This window comes from Vibrio nigripulchritudo ATCC 27043 (assembly GCF_000222685.1).
GTDB lineage: Bacteria > Pseudomonadota > Gammaproteobacteria > Enterobacterales > Vibrionaceae > Vibrio > Vibrio nigripulchritudo.
This window is the reverse complement of the sequence record NZ_AFWJ01000007.1, coordinates 1-18,088: the sequence shown is the minus strand read 5'-3', so window position 1 is coordinate 18,088 and position 18,088 is coordinate 1. Positions and strand designations below refer to the sequence as shown.

Annotated in this window: 16 protein-coding genes and 2 pseudogenes; 5 read left to right on the top strand and 13 right to left on the bottom strand. The window is 43.3% G+C overall.

Annotated elements, in window-relative coordinates:
• The 3 genes and pseudogenes from RH89_RS01835 to RH89_RS01825 form a co-directional block, all read right to left on the bottom strand.
• Positions 1 to 989 (bottom strand): annotated as a pseudogene (locus tag RH89_RS01835) (polysaccharide lyase family 8 super-sandwich domain-containing protein); the annotation flags it as partial.
• A gap of 319 nt (positions 990 to 1,308) precedes the next feature.
• Positions 1,309 to 3,492, bottom strand: a complete 2,184-nt coding sequence (gnpA, locus tag RH89_RS01830; protein ID WP_004398269.1) for a 1,3-beta-galactosyl-N-acetylhexosamine phosphorylase — start codon at positions 3,490 to 3,492, stop codon at positions 1,309 to 1,311.
• An 89-nt stretch (positions 3,493 to 3,581) separates the two neighbouring features.
• Complete coding sequence (locus RH89_RS01825; protein ID WP_004398268.1) at positions 3,582 to 4,751, bottom strand: glycoside hydrolase family 88 protein; 1,170 nt, start codon at positions 4,749 to 4,751, stop codon at positions 3,582 to 3,584.
• Between the two features lie 995 nt (positions 4,752 to 5,746).
• Here RH89_RS01825 and RH89_RS28565 point away from each other — a divergent pair.
• On the top strand, positions 5,747 to 6,625 hold the full coding sequence (locus RH89_RS28565; RefSeq protein WP_004398267.1) for a lysozyme family protein: 879 nt from the start codon (positions 5,747 to 5,749) through the stop codon (positions 6,623 to 6,625).
• Positions 6,626 to 6,639: 14 nt separating this feature from the next.
• A complete protein-coding gene (locus tag RH89_RS01815) occupies positions 6,640 to 7,077 on the top strand; it encodes a hypothetical protein (protein WP_004398266.1) in 438 nt (145 codons plus the stop codon).
• Positions 7,078 to 7,144: 67 nt separating this feature from the next.
• Here the strand turns inward: RH89_RS01815 and RH89_RS01810 are convergent, their stop codons facing one another.
• Positions 7,145 to 8,332, bottom strand: a complete 1,188-nt coding sequence (locus tag RH89_RS01810; RefSeq protein WP_004398265.1) for an RCC1 domain-containing protein — start codon at positions 8,330 to 8,332, stop codon at positions 7,145 to 7,147.
• 291 nt (positions 8,333 to 8,623) lie between these two features.
• Here RH89_RS01810 and RH89_RS01805 point away from each other — a divergent pair, with 291 nt between their 5' ends.
• Positions 8,624 to 9,478: an endonuclease/exonuclease/phosphatase family protein gene (locus RH89_RS01805; protein WP_004398264.1), complete on the top strand. Its 855-nt coding sequence runs from the start codon at positions 8,624 to 8,626 to the stop codon at positions 9,476 to 9,478.
• A gap of 79 nt (positions 9,479 to 9,557) precedes the next feature.
• Here the strand turns inward: RH89_RS01805 and RH89_RS01800 are convergent, their stop codons facing one another.
• From RH89_RS01800 to RH89_RS01755, 9 genes are all read right to left on the bottom strand, one after another.
• On the bottom strand, positions 9,558 to 10,322 hold the full coding sequence (locus RH89_RS01800) for a YoaP domain-containing protein (protein ID WP_004398263.1): 765 nt from the start codon (positions 10,320 to 10,322) through the stop codon (positions 9,558 to 9,560).
• A gap of 30 nt (positions 10,323 to 10,352) precedes the next feature.
• On the bottom strand, positions 10,353 to 10,820 hold the full coding sequence (tsaA, locus tag RH89_RS01795; RefSeq protein ID WP_004398262.1) for a tRNA (N6-threonylcarbamoyladenosine(37)-N6)-methyltransferase TrmO: 468 nt from the start codon (positions 10,818 to 10,820) through the stop codon (positions 10,353 to 10,355).
• A gap of 92 nt (positions 10,821 to 10,912) precedes the next feature.
• Positions 10,913 to 11,779 carry an AraC family transcriptional regulator gene (locus RH89_RS01790; protein ID WP_004398261.1) on the bottom strand — a complete coding sequence of 289 codons (867 nt, stop codon included), beginning with the start codon at positions 11,777 to 11,779 and terminating at the stop codon, positions 10,913 to 10,915.
• A gap of 195 nt (positions 11,780 to 11,974) precedes the next feature.
• On the bottom strand, positions 11,975 to 12,760 hold the full coding sequence (locus RH89_RS01785; protein ID WP_004398260.1) for an alpha/beta hydrolase: 786 nt from the start codon (positions 12,758 to 12,760) through the stop codon (positions 11,975 to 11,977).
• Positions 12,761 to 13,096: 336 nt separating this feature from the next.
• Complete coding sequence (locus RH89_RS01780) at positions 13,097 to 13,519, bottom strand: hypothetical protein (protein WP_004398258.1); 423 nt, start codon at positions 13,517 to 13,519, stop codon at positions 13,097 to 13,099.
• 188 nt (positions 13,520 to 13,707) lie between these two features.
• Positions 13,708 to 14,211: a P-loop NTPase family protein gene (locus RH89_RS01775; RefSeq protein ID WP_038144647.1), complete on the bottom strand. Its 504-nt coding sequence runs from the start codon at positions 14,209 to 14,211 to the stop codon at positions 13,708 to 13,710.
• Between the two features lie 210 nt (positions 14,212 to 14,421).
• Positions 14,422 to 14,901 carry a hypothetical protein gene (locus tag RH89_RS01770; RefSeq protein WP_206536124.1) on the bottom strand — a complete coding sequence of 160 codons (480 nt, stop codon included), beginning with the start codon at positions 14,899 to 14,901 and terminating at the stop codon, positions 14,422 to 14,424.
• Positions 14,902 to 15,732: 831 nt separating this feature from the next.
• Entirely contained in the window at positions 15,733 to 16,308 is a 576-nt protein-coding gene (locus RH89_RS01760) for an NAD(P)H-dependent oxidoreductase (RefSeq protein WP_004398254.1), read from the bottom strand.
• Between the two features lie 44 nt (positions 16,309 to 16,352).
• Entirely contained in the window at positions 16,353 to 16,739 is a 387-nt protein-coding gene (locus RH89_RS01755; RefSeq protein WP_004398253.1) for a MerR family transcriptional regulator, read from the bottom strand.
• 317 nt (positions 16,740 to 17,056) lie between these two features.
• Here RH89_RS01755 and RH89_RS01750 point away from each other — a divergent pair, with 317 nt between their 5' ends.
• Both RH89_RS01750 and RH89_RS01745 read left to right on the top strand, forming a co-directional pair.
• Entirely contained in the window at positions 17,057 to 17,764 is a 708-nt protein-coding gene (locus RH89_RS01750) for a FadR/GntR family transcriptional regulator (protein WP_004398252.1), read from the top strand.
• Between the two features lie 14 nt (positions 17,765 to 17,778).
• Positions 17,779 to 18,088 (top strand): annotated as a pseudogene (locus RH89_RS01745) (hypothetical protein); the annotation flags it as partial.

The window sequence follows — 18,088 nt, the reverse complement described above, 5'->3', positions numbered from 1 at the left end:
GAAGGACCACCATTAACATGCTGTTTAAACGCGTTTGCTTCGCTAGCACGCTGTGGGCTAAGCCCTGCAATGTAATCAGACTGACTGGTCAAAACGGCTGGATTCAGAGTCATTTTTCGGCTGATACCACGCCCACTGGCATTATAATCCAGTGTACCTTTGCTGTTTGACCAGCGAACGCCTTCTAAGAAGTAATCTGTCAGTACATCTACACTTTGAGGGCTAAATTTCCAGGATAAATCCCGAACCTGATACGCCCAGAAAGAGGCTGCCTTAAAGAAGACCTCACCATAACCACGAGTATAAAGCTGCGGACCATGTTGCTGGAATGAGAAGTCAGCCTGAATACCTTCATCACTGGTGATCACGATGGTTTCTTCAATGCCATCAAGCCCTCTTCCTACTTGGGCTGTATCTTTATTCAACAATCCGCCCCAGATAACGCCTTTGGAAAGGTCGGTACGGTTGGCGCCGGTTTTACTCGGGCTGGATGGCATATCCCCTGCTATTTGTGTGACCAGACTGGAAGGCAATCTATCACCCAACATCATGGCAATGGGTCCAAGACGAAGCTGCCTGCCAATATCGTTCCACCACCAGTTATCGTTCACCGGGTTAATGGAATACCAGTGGTTAAGACCATTCACAACAGCGTCGTAGGCACCGGGATTCAAATTCAGTTTAACGCCAGCCGCCAAAACTTTTAAACGATCAAGGTGATCCCGAATCGGTTTTTCCTCAGTTGCCATCTTATCGTAGGCAATGTCGGGCCAGCTGCCATCGGCGTTCTGGCTGGCAATGTGCTGGCTCACCAAATCTGCCAGGCTTTGCCCTTTGCTTTGAGCAGACGAAGCTTCCTGATTCGCATAATTGGGGGCAATACGTTGTTTTAATGTTGAAATGTCATCGGCAAAAGCCAGCTGACTTGCCAGTAAAACTGGTGCGATTAAGGCGGTCTTAATGTACTTGGAGGCGAGTGTATTTATCATAATGCTTCCTTATTTGTAGGGTACATTGGTTCTGGAACAAGCAGCGGCTCTAAGCCCCCTTAGTTCCAGCGCGAGAAGTTAACTTTTTATAAGTTATTGGTATTTTCTCCTGTTAATACAAATATCAGGAGTCATTTGAACCCTATCAAACAAAATATAGAAACACCATTTCAAAATATAAAGAATGGAATTTCGATCTTGATTGATGTGTTTTTTGTGATGCAATACGTCTCAGGAGTGAGATGGAAAAATGAGGGGTAAATCTATGAAAAAGAGGAAAGAAAGCGCCAGCCGATAAAACGACTGGCTATCAGGTTATTTAGGAAAACCAACGCCACTCATAGGCATCCAGTTCGATCACGCGTAGATTACCAAGGTGATCCGTTACTTCCAACGATTGAGGTTCCGCACTGAAATTGACTGCGGTCGCCTTACCCGTTTCAGGGAAGTAAGCACAGTCGATATCAGGATGAGAAGACAGCCACTGATGTTCAGTTCCGTCATTCTTACCTAGCCATACCAGAATATTCTGAAGCAATCGAGCGTTGTCCATTGAAAACGGCAGATTGCCAAGATAGACCGCTCGCCCTTCACCGTATTCGCGAGCCGTCAGAGCCAAATGTTGCCCCTGCGCTGCTATCACGCTCAGATCTTCCGCCTGAGGATACACATAACTCGGGTTACCGAAATCCACGCTGCCATTCAGATGCTTAGCCAGGAAGTGCTCTCGGTCTAATTCTACCGGCATTGCCACACGCCCCATGGTCAACGCGGTTTCTTTCTCAAGCCCGAATACATCACCAAGCTGGAAGTAACGACCGTTCTTCTGGAATGCTGACGGGTCACTGACACCTAAAAGACCACCACCCTGCGCAACGAATTTTCGTAACGCAACCAGTACCTGAGGGTTATCCCAATGTTCACCACCACTCCAGGCAGAATTGGCATCGCCGGTATTGATCACCACTTTAATGTCGTCGCTAATGCCATTTTCTGCGATGTCTTCAAAGCTGATAAATTCGATATCAAATGGCAGACCAGACAGACTTTCAAGCAAGTTGTTTCCAACGAACTCCATCACATCCGGGCGCGGCGGAACGTAGAAACGTTGGTCACGAGCCTGATTTTGAAGCCAGCTTCGCGCTTTACCCCATGCACTCAGCACGGCAATTTTCCCCGGCAGTTTCTGAGATTCAGTACGTTGCGTATTGTCCAGATAATCACCAAACTGAGCGGAAATTTCGGTCACATGATCGATGAAGTGAGGGAACTTGTTCGCCAGCGACAGGTAACCACCGTAGCCAATTCTGTCTAACGGTTTTTGAAGCATGGCACGACGGATCTTGGTCCAGTTAGACATGGATTCGACAACAGGATCGTTTCCTTCGCGGAATACATCTGGGAAGAAGTACGGATAGAATCGGGCTTCACGAACCTGATCGCCGCCAGAGTCCGTCAAACGGCGCAATGCCACTCCGTCTTCAACTGCCCCGATGTTAATATCCAGACCAATTTGCTGATAGCTTTCTAAGAAAGGTTCTGTACCTATCCAGTGGTCGCCCTGAAACATGGCTGTCTTTTTGCCAGCCTGATGCGCCATATCGACCAGTTCTTTGGCAAACCCGACCACAAATTCCTGAACAAAGGTCATCCAGTCTTTATAGCGCTTGGAAGGAACTTTGTAAGTACCGTTGTAATAACCCGCATCGACGAAATCTTCCGGGCTTAAGGCGTAACCAAAGCGTTCTTCAAAGTCTTTCAACGCACGAGGGCTGACCGTTTCACCATACCCTGTCCAGTCACGGTAAATGTCCTGATTCTTTTCACCTGTATCAATAACAAACAAGAAGGCGAACGTTGTAAACCGAACTACCGTGGTGTCTGGGTGCGTTTCAAGCCAGTGAGCAAAATGCTTCAGCAGATGAGCACGACACTCTGGGTGATAAGGGTCGAGGCTCTTAATTCTTGGTCCTTTCCAGTCGTTTGTCAGGGCGTTATACATGGACACACTGTCCCAGACCTGACGAGCAAGAAACGTGACCGCGTACTCGTGATAGGGCGTCACCTGCTCCACTTTTACCTGTTGTGTTTCCACATCAAAATACCAGTGACTGGCAGGGATGAGTTCATTGGTAGTGCGATTTCGAACTTCCCACCACTCCTTTGGGTCGCTGTCGTCGTCCAGCTCATATTTATCTTTGCTGTAACCATTTAGCGGCGTAATCACCACTTCTTCAGACATCGCAGTCACAGGGAAAGACATCAAATATTTTCTGTGCAGGTATTCTGGATGCTGATTGGCGTAATCCTGATCGGCTCTGACCAGACACATCACTGAGTAAACGTCGCTGTCCTGTTTGGCTAAAGACTCTGGCATGGTTGTGCCATCACTGTCGCGCAACGCATCCGCCTGCCAACGCTGAAAGAGATCGAGAACCACGTCTTCCTGACCTGCTTCAACAGGCAGGGTCATATGACCTTTACGAGAGGCATGGGTTGTCATAATAAACTCCAAAATTGAGGATACAGGTTCTTCCAGAACCCGATAAAAACTTGAGATAAAGCGGGCAGCCACCCGCTTTGTTTATTGAATTACCAGAAGAATTTCTCGTATCCGTTTGCACGCATCAAGGCTTCCAAATAGTAGTAGTCGCCATAAGGCAACATGTTGTCGCACAGACCTACTTTCACAAAAGATGCCCCATGAGCCAACAAACCAAGCGCATTTTCATCGCCAGTTAAATCACAGGAATCCATCAGCCCTTGCAGCATGTACAGACCCCAGTCGCGGTATTGCTTGGCTTCTGATTCGTCTTCAATACACTGAGCAATCAACAGTAAACCCGCCGCAGTGATCGCGCCTGCGGAGCTGTCTTTGTACTGAATCTCATCGGCTGGTAAAGAGTAATCCCAGACTGGTACACCATCAGGTGTAATTTGCTCCAGCGCGTACTTCGCCAGCTTTTTGGCAAGCTCTAAAAACGCTACTTCACCAGTGTAAAGATAAGTTTGTGCAAAACCATGAATCGCCCACGACTGACCACGAGCCCAGCATGAATCATCAGCATAGCCCTGGAATGTTTCACCTTTAATGGGTTCTTGAGTCACTGGATGGAAATTGAACGAGTGGTAAGTAGAGAAATCGTCACGAACAATGTGTTTAGCCAGAGTCTCGCTGTGTCGCTTCGCTGCTTGAGCATACACAGGTGACCCTGTCACCTTGGAAGCCCAGAATAACAACGCGGTATTTTGCAGAGAATCGATAATAGACTTACCCTGAGTAATTTCTGGACCCAGTGGATGCGTGTCATTCCACGCCACAATGTAGCCACCAATCTTTCTGAAACGGTGAATAAGGTGGTCTGCGGCACGAATCGCCATCATTTTCGATTCTTCATCACCTGTTAGTTTGTAATCCGCCACACAGCTCAAGCTGTATTGAAAGCCGAGATCGTGATCCAGCCAGAATGGGTCCAGAAGCATGTCGGCAAAGTAAGATTTACGCAGTTTTGCACTGTTTTTAAACTGCTCCTGCGCCGTCATCTGGTAACAAAGCCAAAGCTCACCTGTCCAGAAAGAAGACACCCAGTCGAACTGATCGCAGTACTGCCAATGGTTCTTTTCCGTACCGATTTTAGGGTTTCGCTCACCAATCTTTGGAATGTTTCTTTTGATGGCGTCTACCACGACAGGTAGATGATTCAACACACGCTGCTCATCAAGTGTTGCAGGCAGCTCTGGCAAAATAACGTTGTCAGTCATGAAGTTACTACTCTCTTATCTTTCACTTTACACAGCATCAAGTGGCGGTGTTTTTGATAAATCGAATAGTACTTGAGATCTGGGAAAGAAAAATGCAGCCCGCTCACATTTTTAAAACAACGTTTCAATATTTAAATTTAAAATGAATAGTAAACAATCAAGAGCAATGAATTGTGGTCTATCACCGTGTTATTTTCGGGCGCTTCAGGATGGGGACAAAGGATGGCTGCTTCAGACATTCTTTAGGCTGAATGGGCTGACCTGCTGGAAGCTGCTTCTTAACGGTGAACAGAAACGCCTAATTTTCATAAAACAACTAAACATTGATAATGGTCGTGTGAGAGCAAGTCTGAGATCTCCTTCTAACTGATTTTATATGTATTTTTTGAGCATTCCATCAATACCAATGAAAACTGGGAGGTCATATCCTGTCATGACTAAATAATGTTAACACCTTGTTCATATTAGTGTTTGGGTACTTCTGGGACGTTAAAAACCTCAATAAATAAAAATACTATAAATAATTTTCGAAACTAACAATCACCTGAAAGACTGCATACATAAATGAAATTCAATACCGTACAATAATTTGGTTAAGATTTGTTATCTCTAAGTATTTTTCGAAATTCCTAGTTGGCAGCAAATAAAAACTTCGGTAAACCTCTCTCTTTAGAGAACAGAGTGTCTTTGCTTTTATAGTGAAAAACTTGGAAAATTCATCTATTGATTAACAAGTTAATATAAGAACACCTTTTGTTAATTTTAAATATCATACAGTTAAAGTTGTTATCTTGATGTATATGTAACTAGCACTACGCATCTAAAAGAACTGAAACATAAGATAATGGTGACCTAATAGTGATATATCGACCGCAATTCGAACATAAGCTTTTGATTGAAAATATTTTAATTAAATAAAATCGGAGATATTTGGAAAATCATATCGCGAGATAAATATAATAATTTCCATATCATGCCATTTAAGGAGTCTTATCATGTTTTCGCTTTCTATGACCTCAGATGTTGGTTCTAAATCGACCAACAAAGCAGTTGATGTTCAATTAATAAAAGCCCTGTTAAATACATACGCTAGAAAAAACAATCTTAAACCTCTTTCCTTGAAAAATAACAAGGTTGATGAAGACTTCATTACGTTAATAAAAGTGTTCCAAAAGAAAGTAGTTAAAATGAGAGTTCCCGATGGTATCGTTTCAGCTAATCGTGGTACTTTTAAAAAATTATCTAGCTACTTAAGAAGTTGCTACACCATCACATCTATTACAGCACCTAGCACTGGTATTTTGACATGGAATGAAGAAGGAAGAGAAGGCGGTATTTACCATAGCCGAAGTTTCCATGTCCCTTCTTCAAGTTCAGGCTTAACTATAGGCCGTGGTTATGACATGAAAGAGAAAACTTCTGCTCAGATAAAAAGTCATTTAGCATTAGCTCAAATTGAGGCTAAGAAAGCAGATGTAATTTCCTTAGCTGCTGGCAAGAAAGGAAATGCTGCGAAGCAATTTGTTATTGAAAATGATTTGCTGGACTTTGAGATTACAGCTCCTGCACAACTAAAGCTTTTTAATATTGTCTATAAAGAGCTTGAAGCAGATGTAAAACGCATATGTCAAAAGAAAACAGTTGTGACAACCTATGGTACGACCAATTGGCAAACACTGAACTCGAAGATAAAAGATGTACTGATTGATTTGAGATTTAGGGGTGATTATCATGGTTCTTCAAGAAAAAAAATACAAGAACACGTAGCAAACAATGACCTTGAATCCTTTAAAGCAGAAATCAGCAAACAAGAAAATTGGACGAATGTTCCAGCAAAAAGACGAAAAGCACGCATAAACTATCTAAACTCGTAACACAAGGAATATAAATGAAGTTTTCAATACTGTTATCATTAGCAGCCATGATCATGAGCCCGCTTTCATTTTCCCAACAAAATAAGCAATATGTCAGTTTGGATGCATGGGATATGGGTATTGAACGTGTCGATGATAGTTTATTTCGTTGGATATTGTTTCACCCTGATTCCGAGTTTCCTTGCTTACGCGTTGAAACAATGGAATCAGCAACACGAACGCTAATTGAACAAAAGAACATCTGCTCGGTTATTGACAATGAAACTAATAAAGTTTTTGGCTTTAAAAACCTTACCTATATAGACATACACGATATTCGGCTCGTAGAAAGTAGGTTTATGTTTGAAGTAGAATTGACTCCCCTTGAAAGCACAAAAGTAGTCTTAATCTCTTGCGGTTTGGAACTCTCGTCCTCTAGATTAGAAGATCTCATTTGTAAAGTTGACCGCTAGTTAGTTCACCATAAATTAGATACCCCGAAAAAGGTCACCGTTATTCGGCGACCTTTGTTTATCTGACTTACTTGGCGTCAAAAACCACTCGGAGCGGATCATAATTAGCAAAAGGTGCATCCTCGACACCAATCTGATCAAACGAGTTCAGACCGAATGTCCAGAATGCTTCGCTACCATCTTCTTCCTGCGTAATTACGATAGTGTGCCCTAATCCATTAACCGCCTTTTTAACGGGTTGTGTGAAGAATTCCACTTTGGTAGGCACATTGGTGTCCGACGGACCTGTTCCTAAACTACCAAGCAGGTCTTGCCCCCAGGAATAAAGATTGCGTTGTTTTGATACAGCTAATGTGAAATTACCCGAAGCAGAAATCGACCTCATCTTTACGCCATTAGTCTTTACCGGAGTTGGGGTGTGCGTATCTTCGTCGCTACCTATTCCCAGTTGACCCGAGAAGTTTTGCCCCCAAGCCATAACGCTGCCGTCGTAAAAAAGAGCAGCAGCGTGGTCTTTGCCCGCAGCAGCTGCTTTTACGCGTTTGTTTATGCCACTCACCGCTTCTGGTGTATGACGAAATTCCAGCACATCAGGGTCGACGCCTAGCTGTCCGTTATCATTACTTCCCCACGACAAAAGTTTACCTCTTCGCGTAACGGCTAAGCTGAATGAACCACCACCTTCTACGTCCACAATATCTTGAAGCTCAGGGACACGAGTCGGTGTCAGCACATTGTTTGTGGCTGGAGTGTTTGCGTCGGTTTCAAAGCCTAACTGACCAGCAGCATTGTTACCCCAAGCCCAGACATGCCCGCGTTTGGAGACGGCGAGCGCATGTCTCTGCCCTGCCCCAATGTCGGTGATGAAGACTCGATCAAGCGCTTCAACCTTGGTCGGTTTCATGACTTTGTCTTTGGTTCCGTTACCGATCTGGCCTTCTCGATTGGTGCCCCATACCCATACGTCTCCGGCGCTATCAAGCAACAATGTGAAATTCAGATTCGCTTTGATATCAATAACACCAATGCGCCTCGGTAACGCCAAGTCAATGGCGGTGGGCAGATCAACCGTTCGGCTAGTCTCACCGTTTCCAGCCTGATTACTGGTGTTTCGCCCCCATGTATAAAGCGTTCCATCCTTGTACGCAATGGTGTGTGCACCGCCCGCAGCGATGTCACTCTCGTAGCAACCCGACAAACCTAAAACGGCGACCAGCGTCCCAATTAGTTTTATACTTCCCTTACTTAAACTCATCGTATTTCCTTCACTGATTAGTGTGCTCGGAAATACCATAATTGATATTGATTATCATTAGCAATTACCAAAAGTGATAATGCAAGCAATTCAGTTCCCTTTCGAGATATTCATAAGAGACACCATTTAGTTTTCACTTTAAAAAAAGGATCTGTTTCTCTGCTGACTTTGACGAAAAGCTTGAACAAAAACTGAACTATTTATGTTTCTTTGTGAAGCCATGCCAAGAACTTTATGAAACGTCCATTTATTTTATAAAGTATAATTATCAACAAGAATAAAGGACTTCTCATGAAAAAGTTAATGCTTGTAGTGACCTATTTGTTTGCTCACTCTTTATCATTCGCTAACCCCGACCTCAATATTGACGGTCCTGTAGAAACCGAATCTATTCGAATCGCCTCCTATAACATCATGGCTTCGCGTATGGGGGACACAGAAGCCATCCGAGACGCAATAAAATCAATTGATGCCGATATCATTGGACTCCAAGAGGTAGATAACAAAACGGGTCGATCTGCCACTAACTTTGGTCAAGCAGACTCAGCGCCAATCAACCAGGCTGAATATTTTGCCAAAGAGCTGGGGTTACATTTTGCGTTCTGCCAAGCGATCGAGTTTGATGGCGGTGAGTACGGGCATGCAGTCTTATCTAAGTATCCTGTCGAGATAGTCAAAAAAGTCGAACTACCAAATAAAGACGACAAGGAGCAACGGGTTGCGTGCGCGGTTAAAGTTGAGGTGCCAAATTATCCGGCTCCTGTTATCGCGGTAACCGCTCATTTAGACCATACCGATACAGATTTGAGACTCGCTCAAGTCAGGACATTGAATGGTGAATTTTCAGCCTGGCATTTCAGGAACGGGTTACCCGTGATCATCGGGGATTTAAACCTGCCGACTCAATCAAACGAGTATTTTGAACTTCAGCAGTGGTTTATAGAAACCGATAAAGACTTGAAGCTAACGGCACCAGCATGGAATCCTGATCGAAAAATCGATTACATTATGACAAGCGCTGCCCAGCAATGGGACATACAAAACGTCGCGGTTCCAAAGCCGACAGATAAAGTTTCGGGTAAAGCCTGGTATGAAATTTCTGACCACTTACCTGTAATTGTTGATATGAAGCTGACCATGAAGTAACAACTCCAAGGCAGAGCGTGACATTACTTATCCCGCTATAAACAGAAAAGCCGTCTGGATTGGACGGCTTTCTTCATCTTCAAATTGACTCTTTTATGTACTTCTCAAACCGAGTATCCATACAGGCACTGATGTCTGTTGTGACGAAATGACCTCGATAATACAGGCTGAATATTGTTGCCGGAGACGGGCAACTCTGTGCTTTCTCCAAAGTATCAAGTTTGACGATTTTTAGTGGAATACCTCGCTTATTGCAGCTTTCAACCAATGAACTCAAAACATGATATTGAGAGAATGGGCAGCGGTTCGAGTAATAAGCGACGCATCCGTCGAATTCAATGTCAGGGGATTGAACATGAGGTAAAAAGCGAGGTGGCTCTGCTTCATCGTTTAAAGGTAAATAGAGTAAAACAAAGTCATTTGGCGCTTCGTCACAGATAGAAAATCCCTGCTTTTTAAGCCAGTTCGTATCGCTCATAAAGCCTTTTTTCTTCTTCCCGACAACGGTCACCAGACCATTTTTTCCGAGCTTTTCTGCCGTCAACTTGGCTTTGCCGAGCAACTGCTTACCATGACCCGCACCTTTGTATTTTCCCGACACCCAAAAGCACCCTAGCGCAATATAGTTATCCGCCCTTATTGGTAGCCATGAATTCTCCGCTGGGCCAAATTCAATAAAGACTTTAGCCCGTTCATCTAATCGAATGAATTCATACCCCTTGCTGAATTCTTCAGTTAACCAGGACTTTTTGGCTTCATAGCTTTCTTTGCACTTTCTATCTGAAATAGCGCAGCATATATGCTCCGAAGCTATGTTGGATTGAGTCAGTGAGATATATTCCATATCGTTACCTCGCCCTTGCAAATATTCACGCTAGTACACCAGTACCTTACTCCAATCAAAGTGAGCAGAATCTTCGTACCAATCTGGCCAATTCTGGCACCATTCCGCTACCTTGCTGTTTTTTACGCGGTCAGAACAAGGGAGATACGGTTTAATATCAAGGATTGGCGTGCCATCCTCTGCATCGACCCAATAAAGTGAAATAACGCCTTTCTCTGCATCTATATTCTGAATCTCAACAATAGAAAGCAGCAAAGGATTGGGACGAAATGGTGAACGCGTAGCGAATACACCCAGTGTGTCGGGTCCGCCGTGATAAGGGTTAGTGCAGGTTAAGGTTTGCCTTAATTCTTCGGTATCAGAATGATGCCCCCACCATAGAAGCTGGATGTGGCTAAAGTTCTGGAGATCTTCTAACCCTTTTTGATATTGAGGCTGAATTTGGAGCTGGAATGTGCCATTTTCAGCATGGACCTGACCAATGGGTTCTATCTTCATGGTTATCGCCTTCTTGTCGTGAGATAACCTTCATTATCTACAGACGATAAGATAAGACTTTTCCATTCCTGCTAAACGTTTGTCCAGAACTGCTATTTAGCCGCAATAATGGGCACACAAAGATCGACATGGAAAAAGCGCTGCCCCTCGTGCTCAACCGGAACATTGCACCGCTCTATCGCTTCTCTTTCATTATCCATCTGATAACCGGATTTTGGTAACCAGACAGAGACCATCCAATCCCAGGCATAGGAAAACTCCGTTTCTGTCAGGTAAAAATTTCGAACGGCGTAAAGACCTCCACTCAATGTTGTGGCACTGACGTCTCCACTTGGTTTTATCCCCTCTTCTATTGGAATGGCAACCATCACTCGAAGTTGGGATTTGTCCGTTATAAAAGGGCTGTCGTGATAAAGATGATAAGAAGGCGATAAAGCAATCTGCCTTGGCTGTGCCCATTGCATTAGCCGACCGTAAAGGCTTTCAAACAACTGACCGTTAGAGATGAAATTGCCAATGTTTCTAACATAAGCCACTCGGAGAGCGGGCATCTGCTCAATCACGACAGTAGAAAGCGGTTCGCGAGTGATAAGCAAATGTACCGGATCTCTGTCAGAATCAATCCGATTTAGATAATCATCGCGCCACTGGGTCGCACTTTTGCCAAAAACCTGCTTGAAACTTTTGGCAAATGAGGCTGAATTGGAAAAGCCACAACTTAATGCGATGTCTGTGATGGCTCGGGATTCAAAAATAAGCAGCCTTGCCGCTTTTTCTACCCGAAGACGACGCACAAACTGATAGGCATTCTGACCAACACGCTGCTTGAAGATTCGGTTGAAATGGAACTCAGAAAAACACGCCAGTTTCGCGAGTTGCTCTACAGTAAGGTTCTCATCAAGGTTTGCCTGAATGTAATCTATAACCCTATCTATCCGTGATTGGTACAGTAATTCCATCTCGCCCTGCTCTATTTCAATAAGTACTATTGATGCGCATAACTAGCAATCAAAGTGAGTGGGTTTAGCTTAACGCACTTTGCGCCACTTCTACTAAGACACTTGTTTATATGATTGGGTAATACAGCGTTGCTAATAGGATCCAACAGCTACGAGAGTAAACTCTCCGCAGCCATTGGACCAGAAATAGCAGGATCAGCGAGTAAGGTGATCTTTAAAGAACCCTAATATCGTGTGTATTGTTTGCTGCGTACACCCTTGGTTATCAACGATATCGAATGCGTGATTCGAATTGGGCAAGTTAAGCAAGGTTAATGGCTGATTCTGCCTCAAGCATTGCGATACAAATGAGTCAATTGAATTATTTAGCCCTGGCATTTCGTCCTTCCCAGCCCTTACAACCAATACCGGAGGTAGTTTCGCTAATATCCCCTCATTGACAGGATGAACAAATCCAAAGGATTTTGAGGCGTGCTCAACGGCTTGTGAACCGAAACCATCTATCAAATAGCCATATAATAAAGCCGCACATTTGACTTGAGTCTTTTCAGCAAGAAAAGACAACGCATTGGGTACATTTCCAGAACAAGACCAAATAGAGACGTTGTTTGGGTCAATACCTAGCGCAGTAGAATTGTCGTCCAGATACTGTAGCAAGGTGAAAATATCCTTCTCAGGATTAACATTTGTGTAAGTGATTGCCGCAATCCCAGAAGCAGCAAAGAGCTGAGCCCAAGATATATATTGTTGGATTTGTTTGATCTTCATTCCCATCATCTGTTCAAAGCCAAAATCGGGATACCCTGTGACAAAAATGACGACGGGAACACGGCTCTTCATCGACTTAGGGTAATAAATATCCATAACTAGCGAAGGATCTACGTCGTAAGGTATGTTCGATTCACAGCGACCATCGAAGTTGACAGGGTAGTGAATTCTTGAAGTGAAAAGTGGATTTGTGTTTTGTGTTGAGTCGCTCATTAGCATTTTCCCTTTTTGGTGGATTCAAGAGAAAATTTAAATGCCCTGAAAAGGCGAAGTATGGAGGGAAGTGAGCAACGGGATTCAAATAATGGAGATATGGTAGGCATCATAGAGGAACGGGTCAAGTGCTGTTTTGGGAAATTCCGTCAGCCAAAAAAACAGATTCACTTATTTAAACTCCAAGAAAGTGAAGGTGTTGAACATTACCCACACTGAGAAATCGTAAACCCCACAAAACGACTAAAAAGACAAAAAGGCTAAAGATCCGGTCTTTAGCTTTTGATGACATGTCTTTTCTTTCAATTTAGTCGATGCTTATTAGCGATCAGCAACCTAAGAGTCTTGCTGATTTGGCTTGTTAAATGCTGAATGAGTAAAAAGTAACAATGCCAAAACTATACCCATTGTTAGGGTTGCGAGGTAATTGATGGTTGAAGAAATAGCGTGATCCACTGTTGGTCCCATAAAAGGCATGAAAACAACCCCTGAAACCGCACTAAATATATACAAGTTCTTTGCCCATGGCTTGGTTAGCAATATACCAATCGTCGAAACAAAATAAATTATCAGAAAAGGAATCGCTATAAATAGTACCGCTGAATCCGTGGAAGTAAACTCTGACTCCATTTCTTGAGTAAGGTATTCCTGCAGCAATGGTGGCAGTTGCGACTCCAACGAAAATGCAACTATTACACTTGCTACTACAAGGAATAGCTCCAATGCCACAAACCATTTTATTCTTTTTGTATTATCCACTGACACTCCTTAGTAATTAATTGTTATTTTGCAAAAATACATACTAATAAAGAACCCAAAATATCACACAATTACCTGATAATTAAGGATAAAAAACCAGATCATACAAAATGACACACTCAAAAAAGAACTAACGCCCAACCAATTGGAGGCATTAGCCTAAGTAGACTCAATAACAAATGAGTTTGTTAGCGCCCTACTACCCGCTTTATCTCTTCGTAACTTGAGCAATAAACTGTCTTGTCTTTATATTCTGAGGTGAAGTCCGCGATTCGCACCATGTTGTCGCTATCAAATTTCTTATTCCATCGCCACAACTCAATGAAAGATGAAAATGTTTCTTTCCTAAAGTGACCTAGAATGAATTTCCGCACAAGAAACCTTTTCAGTATGCGCCACTGGCGTTTGAAAAGAGGTGGATTCAAGATCACGATGATATCGGCTTTTTGAAACGATTCTTCCAGCCATTTGTAATACACACCTTCAATTATCCAACTCTCATTGGCTAAGATTTCCTGGAGTTTCTTTGTTCTCATTTCTTTACTGGCTCGGACGTAAGAATCCTGGCTTTGGTCCCAAAACACCCGGTCGAGATCGTAAGCAGTTAAATCGGATGTCTGCTGCAATTTCTTGGCGCTGTACGTTTTTCCGCTTCCGGGACCACCAATGATATGAATTTTCCTGTACTGCAAGCGTCCTCCCCATTTATTCCTAGTACTTATTCCAATATGTTCGTTGCGAACCATACAACGCATAAAGGGGGCGTAAAATAGCACACAGTACATTGATTTATAATAAATTAATTTGTCTTCATATAAGGTGCTATACACAAAAATGAGCAGCTCAAAGTAACTTCAACCCACATCCTCAAAGAGCTGAACGACTATCCTTCGCTCTGACACTTACGCTTGAACGACTCTGCGGCGATAGCTAACCATGACGAGTAAAAGTAAACACGCGATACTGACAGAAAGAGGGAACAATACAGTTGCGATTGAATAGTGCTCCAGTGCCAGAAGAGCAAAGGTATTCCTTGCCATGAAAAGCAGGAAGAAAGGAACATTTTCATCCTGAGGGAAATCATAGGCTTTTCGGATTGTCGGTCCGAAGCCAAGTAAGTCAACGGTCGTCAGCACAACCACAGCCCAAAGAGGATCAGAAGTGAAGTACCAAAATGGTAACGAGGTCAAAGCCGCCAGAAAGAATACCCAGTCAGTACGTGTAATGGATATATCGGAGCACTTGATAAATGCCAAGAGGGCGACAAGTATAGTGATTGCGCCTGAAACTCCGATAGGCCACGCACCTATACCGCCTTTGGCTTCAAGTTGGGCAAAAAATACGATGCCAGTAGTTGTACCCCATATAATCCACGAAAACACATGCGGTTTCGTCGCTCCTGAGATTGTTGACTTGATATAAGGAACAAATGCGACAAACGTAAGGACAATTGCTAATCCACTAAAGGCAATCTTAAAGCTGATATCCATATCTGCTGCATCCTATTACGTCGGCACTGTATACGAATCTCTCACAATACAGACGAATTTCAAAGGTCGCGCATTGAGATCAATGTTTCTTTGACAGCCCCCTTTGGTAGATGGCTTTGTTGTGTAGATGGATTGGCTGCTGATGCAGCCAAGTGTTGGTTACTATCTGCTGAAAAGAGGAGGCTCTATAGGTGCTAAATCAATTGGTGCTGCTAATACGAGAGACAGTGCACCTATCTTGGAAATATTTGTCTGATGAGTTGAGAACGAGAGTCACACTTTTCTTAGTCGTGTGCGCTGCTAAAGCGTAGCTAATCATATGTTGTCGCTCTAGAGTATTTCTTATTGCTGCAAATCTAGTATTGCAACCTTCCGCAAGATACTCATTAGCTAACCCACCTCCAAGTTCTATTTGGACAATGTTCGCATGGTTGATATCGTCTGGACCTGAAAATGAAATACCTATAATCGGTCCGGCGCTTAAAGAAGCTGCACTGAATAGAGATGCACCTATGGTTAACAACGGTTTTAACAATTTCATATAATTACCTTTTTTATGCTTAATAGATAACGCCTAGATTAAGGCGTAGACAAAATAGCAACCAAACCACAGCATTGCACTTCAAACACAAAAGTCACTTCAACTCAAAAATGCTGCGCTTTATCTTCAAGCATAAATATTGGCAAGCCACCTATTCATTAGATACAAAACTGAGAACCAAACTATTTTAATCGACTCGCTAGTTTTGATGTTTTTTCTAACCAAGACTGCCTTGTTTGGGGGTTAGAACCTACAACTGGTCCAAAGTATGTTACTGAGCGATTTCTAATTCCTGAAAAATCTAAAATTGCCTTCTTTACATGTTTATAAATTAAATTGCCTTTAACGTACTTATACCAAAATGGTGGCGTGTCCAATGTAACTACCAGCTCCGAGCTACGACCCGATAAAAGCTTTTCAGGGAAAGACTTACCTTTTACATATCGAAATGCAAAATTGGGTAGAAATACCCTGTCTATGAGCCCCTTAAACTTTGCTGGTAAAGATCCCCACCAGACAGGTGTAACAATAACAATATGATCTGACCAAAGAACGAGCTCTTGAAACTGCTGCAAATCGGGTTCTAAACAAGGCATTTGGTCATATCCTTGCTCCAAGTTCATATCAAAGTTCATCTTACTGACGTGAACTTGTTTAACCTCATGCTCTAGTGCAGCGGCTTCGGCATAGTTTTCTGCTATAGATGCACAGAAGCTTTCTCTTTTTGGGTTTGCATTTATGACCAGTACTTTTTTCATTATATGAATTCCTTACGTTAAGAAAGTACAGTCTAAAGTCTGCCCTATAGGTGAGAGTCAACCCCTTCAATACAAATAGTGATAGATTCACGATATTGCACAAGACGATCTCTTTGTTCTTCAAGCTGTTGAATTTGAAGTTCAATGTCTTTTTGCTTGTCGATAAGGAAATCTCTTACTGTTTGCCAATCAAAACTGCCTTTGTCATCTTTCAAGTCGACAATTTCTGACAGCTTGATCCCCAAGGTCTGCGCCTCTTTGATCATTTTTATAAGATTGACGTTAGTTTCGGTGTAAATGCGGTACTTTCCTGAACGAGAAACAGTCAGTAAACCTAACGACTCATAAAGCCTGATCGCTCTCTGAGTGGCACCTGATAATTCGGATGCTTCTTTTATATACAACTCAACCTCCAGTACTTCGTTACTCATCCTAAGCCACTGACTAAAATAGCAAAATTAATGCATACACGTATAGAGGGTTAGACACATGGCAGCCGTGAGGCAGAAGTAAGAAAGCTTCTGTATGTGCTTGTTGTAAGCCAAGCTAATGGTCGAAACGACAAAATCTACATATCCAAATAAGCAACAAAACACTCACGCCATTAAGCAACTCCATCCATTTCTACCGCTCAATTTCTGAGCAACAGTTCACAATTAGCTACAAACCTGTATGACAGGTTTTTGCTTATCGGTGGAAGGTAACCTTACAAATTGCAGAATTTAGAGTTCGACTTTCCGTTATTGCCATGAATTACATCGAAAGCACAAACAGCAGCTTAGTGAGTGAAGCGATTGGAGAAATCACCGCTTTTATGAGGGGGGCGGATTTGTCGCCCGGAGACAAGTTACCCAGCGAATCTTACTTTGCACGCGAGCTGAACAAATCCAGAACCGTGGTGAGGGAAGCGTTTCGCTCTCTTGCCGCGTTAAACCTGATCAAACTGAACGCAGGTAAGCGAGCTGAAGTAGCAGCGTTGGATTATTCCACCATTTCCCCAGTGATAGAGCACGGTATCCATACAGAACAAATTTCGGTTCAGCAGGTGTACGACGTTAGAAGAACCATTGAAATGCGAACGGCTACGTTAGCGGCGTTAAGGCGAAGTGAAACTCAGGCAGAAACCCTACTATTTCACGCTAAATCAATGGTGGCGCACCGAGATAACCCAGAAAACATCATGAGCCACGACATCGCTTTCCACCAGACTATCGCCATGGCTTCCTGCAACCCTATTTTCGCTCTGATGATTGGCGCGTTTGAAGGGGTCACTAAACTCACCTGGCCGGTTGGGTGGAAAAGCAGAGAGTCGCAGGACAAACAAGAATTTATGCTGAATGTGCACCTCGCGATTGCCGAAGCCATAAGAGATGGCAACCCACAAGAGGCCAATAAACAGATGGCGCTTCACTTTGATGAAAGTGTGCGGGCGCTGCTGGAAGCAGGCATTCAATAAAGGTTAGTTAGGATATGAAAATTACCCAGCTTGAAACCATCACCGTCGCCGAACACCCTAACCTGTTGTGGATTCAGGTTCACACCGATGTCGGGCTTATTGGATTGGGGGAGACGTTTTTCGGTGCAAAAGCAGTCGAAGCGTATGTTCACGAAACGTTAGCGCCTTTGGTATTGGGGCAAGATCCCCGTCAGATTGACCGACTAAACCAGTCCATATCCACTTACTTAGGCTTTCGCTCAACGGGCGTCGAAACGCGCGGCAATTCCGCTTTTGATATTGCCCTTTGGGACTTGTTTGGCAAGTTAACGCAGCACCCCATCA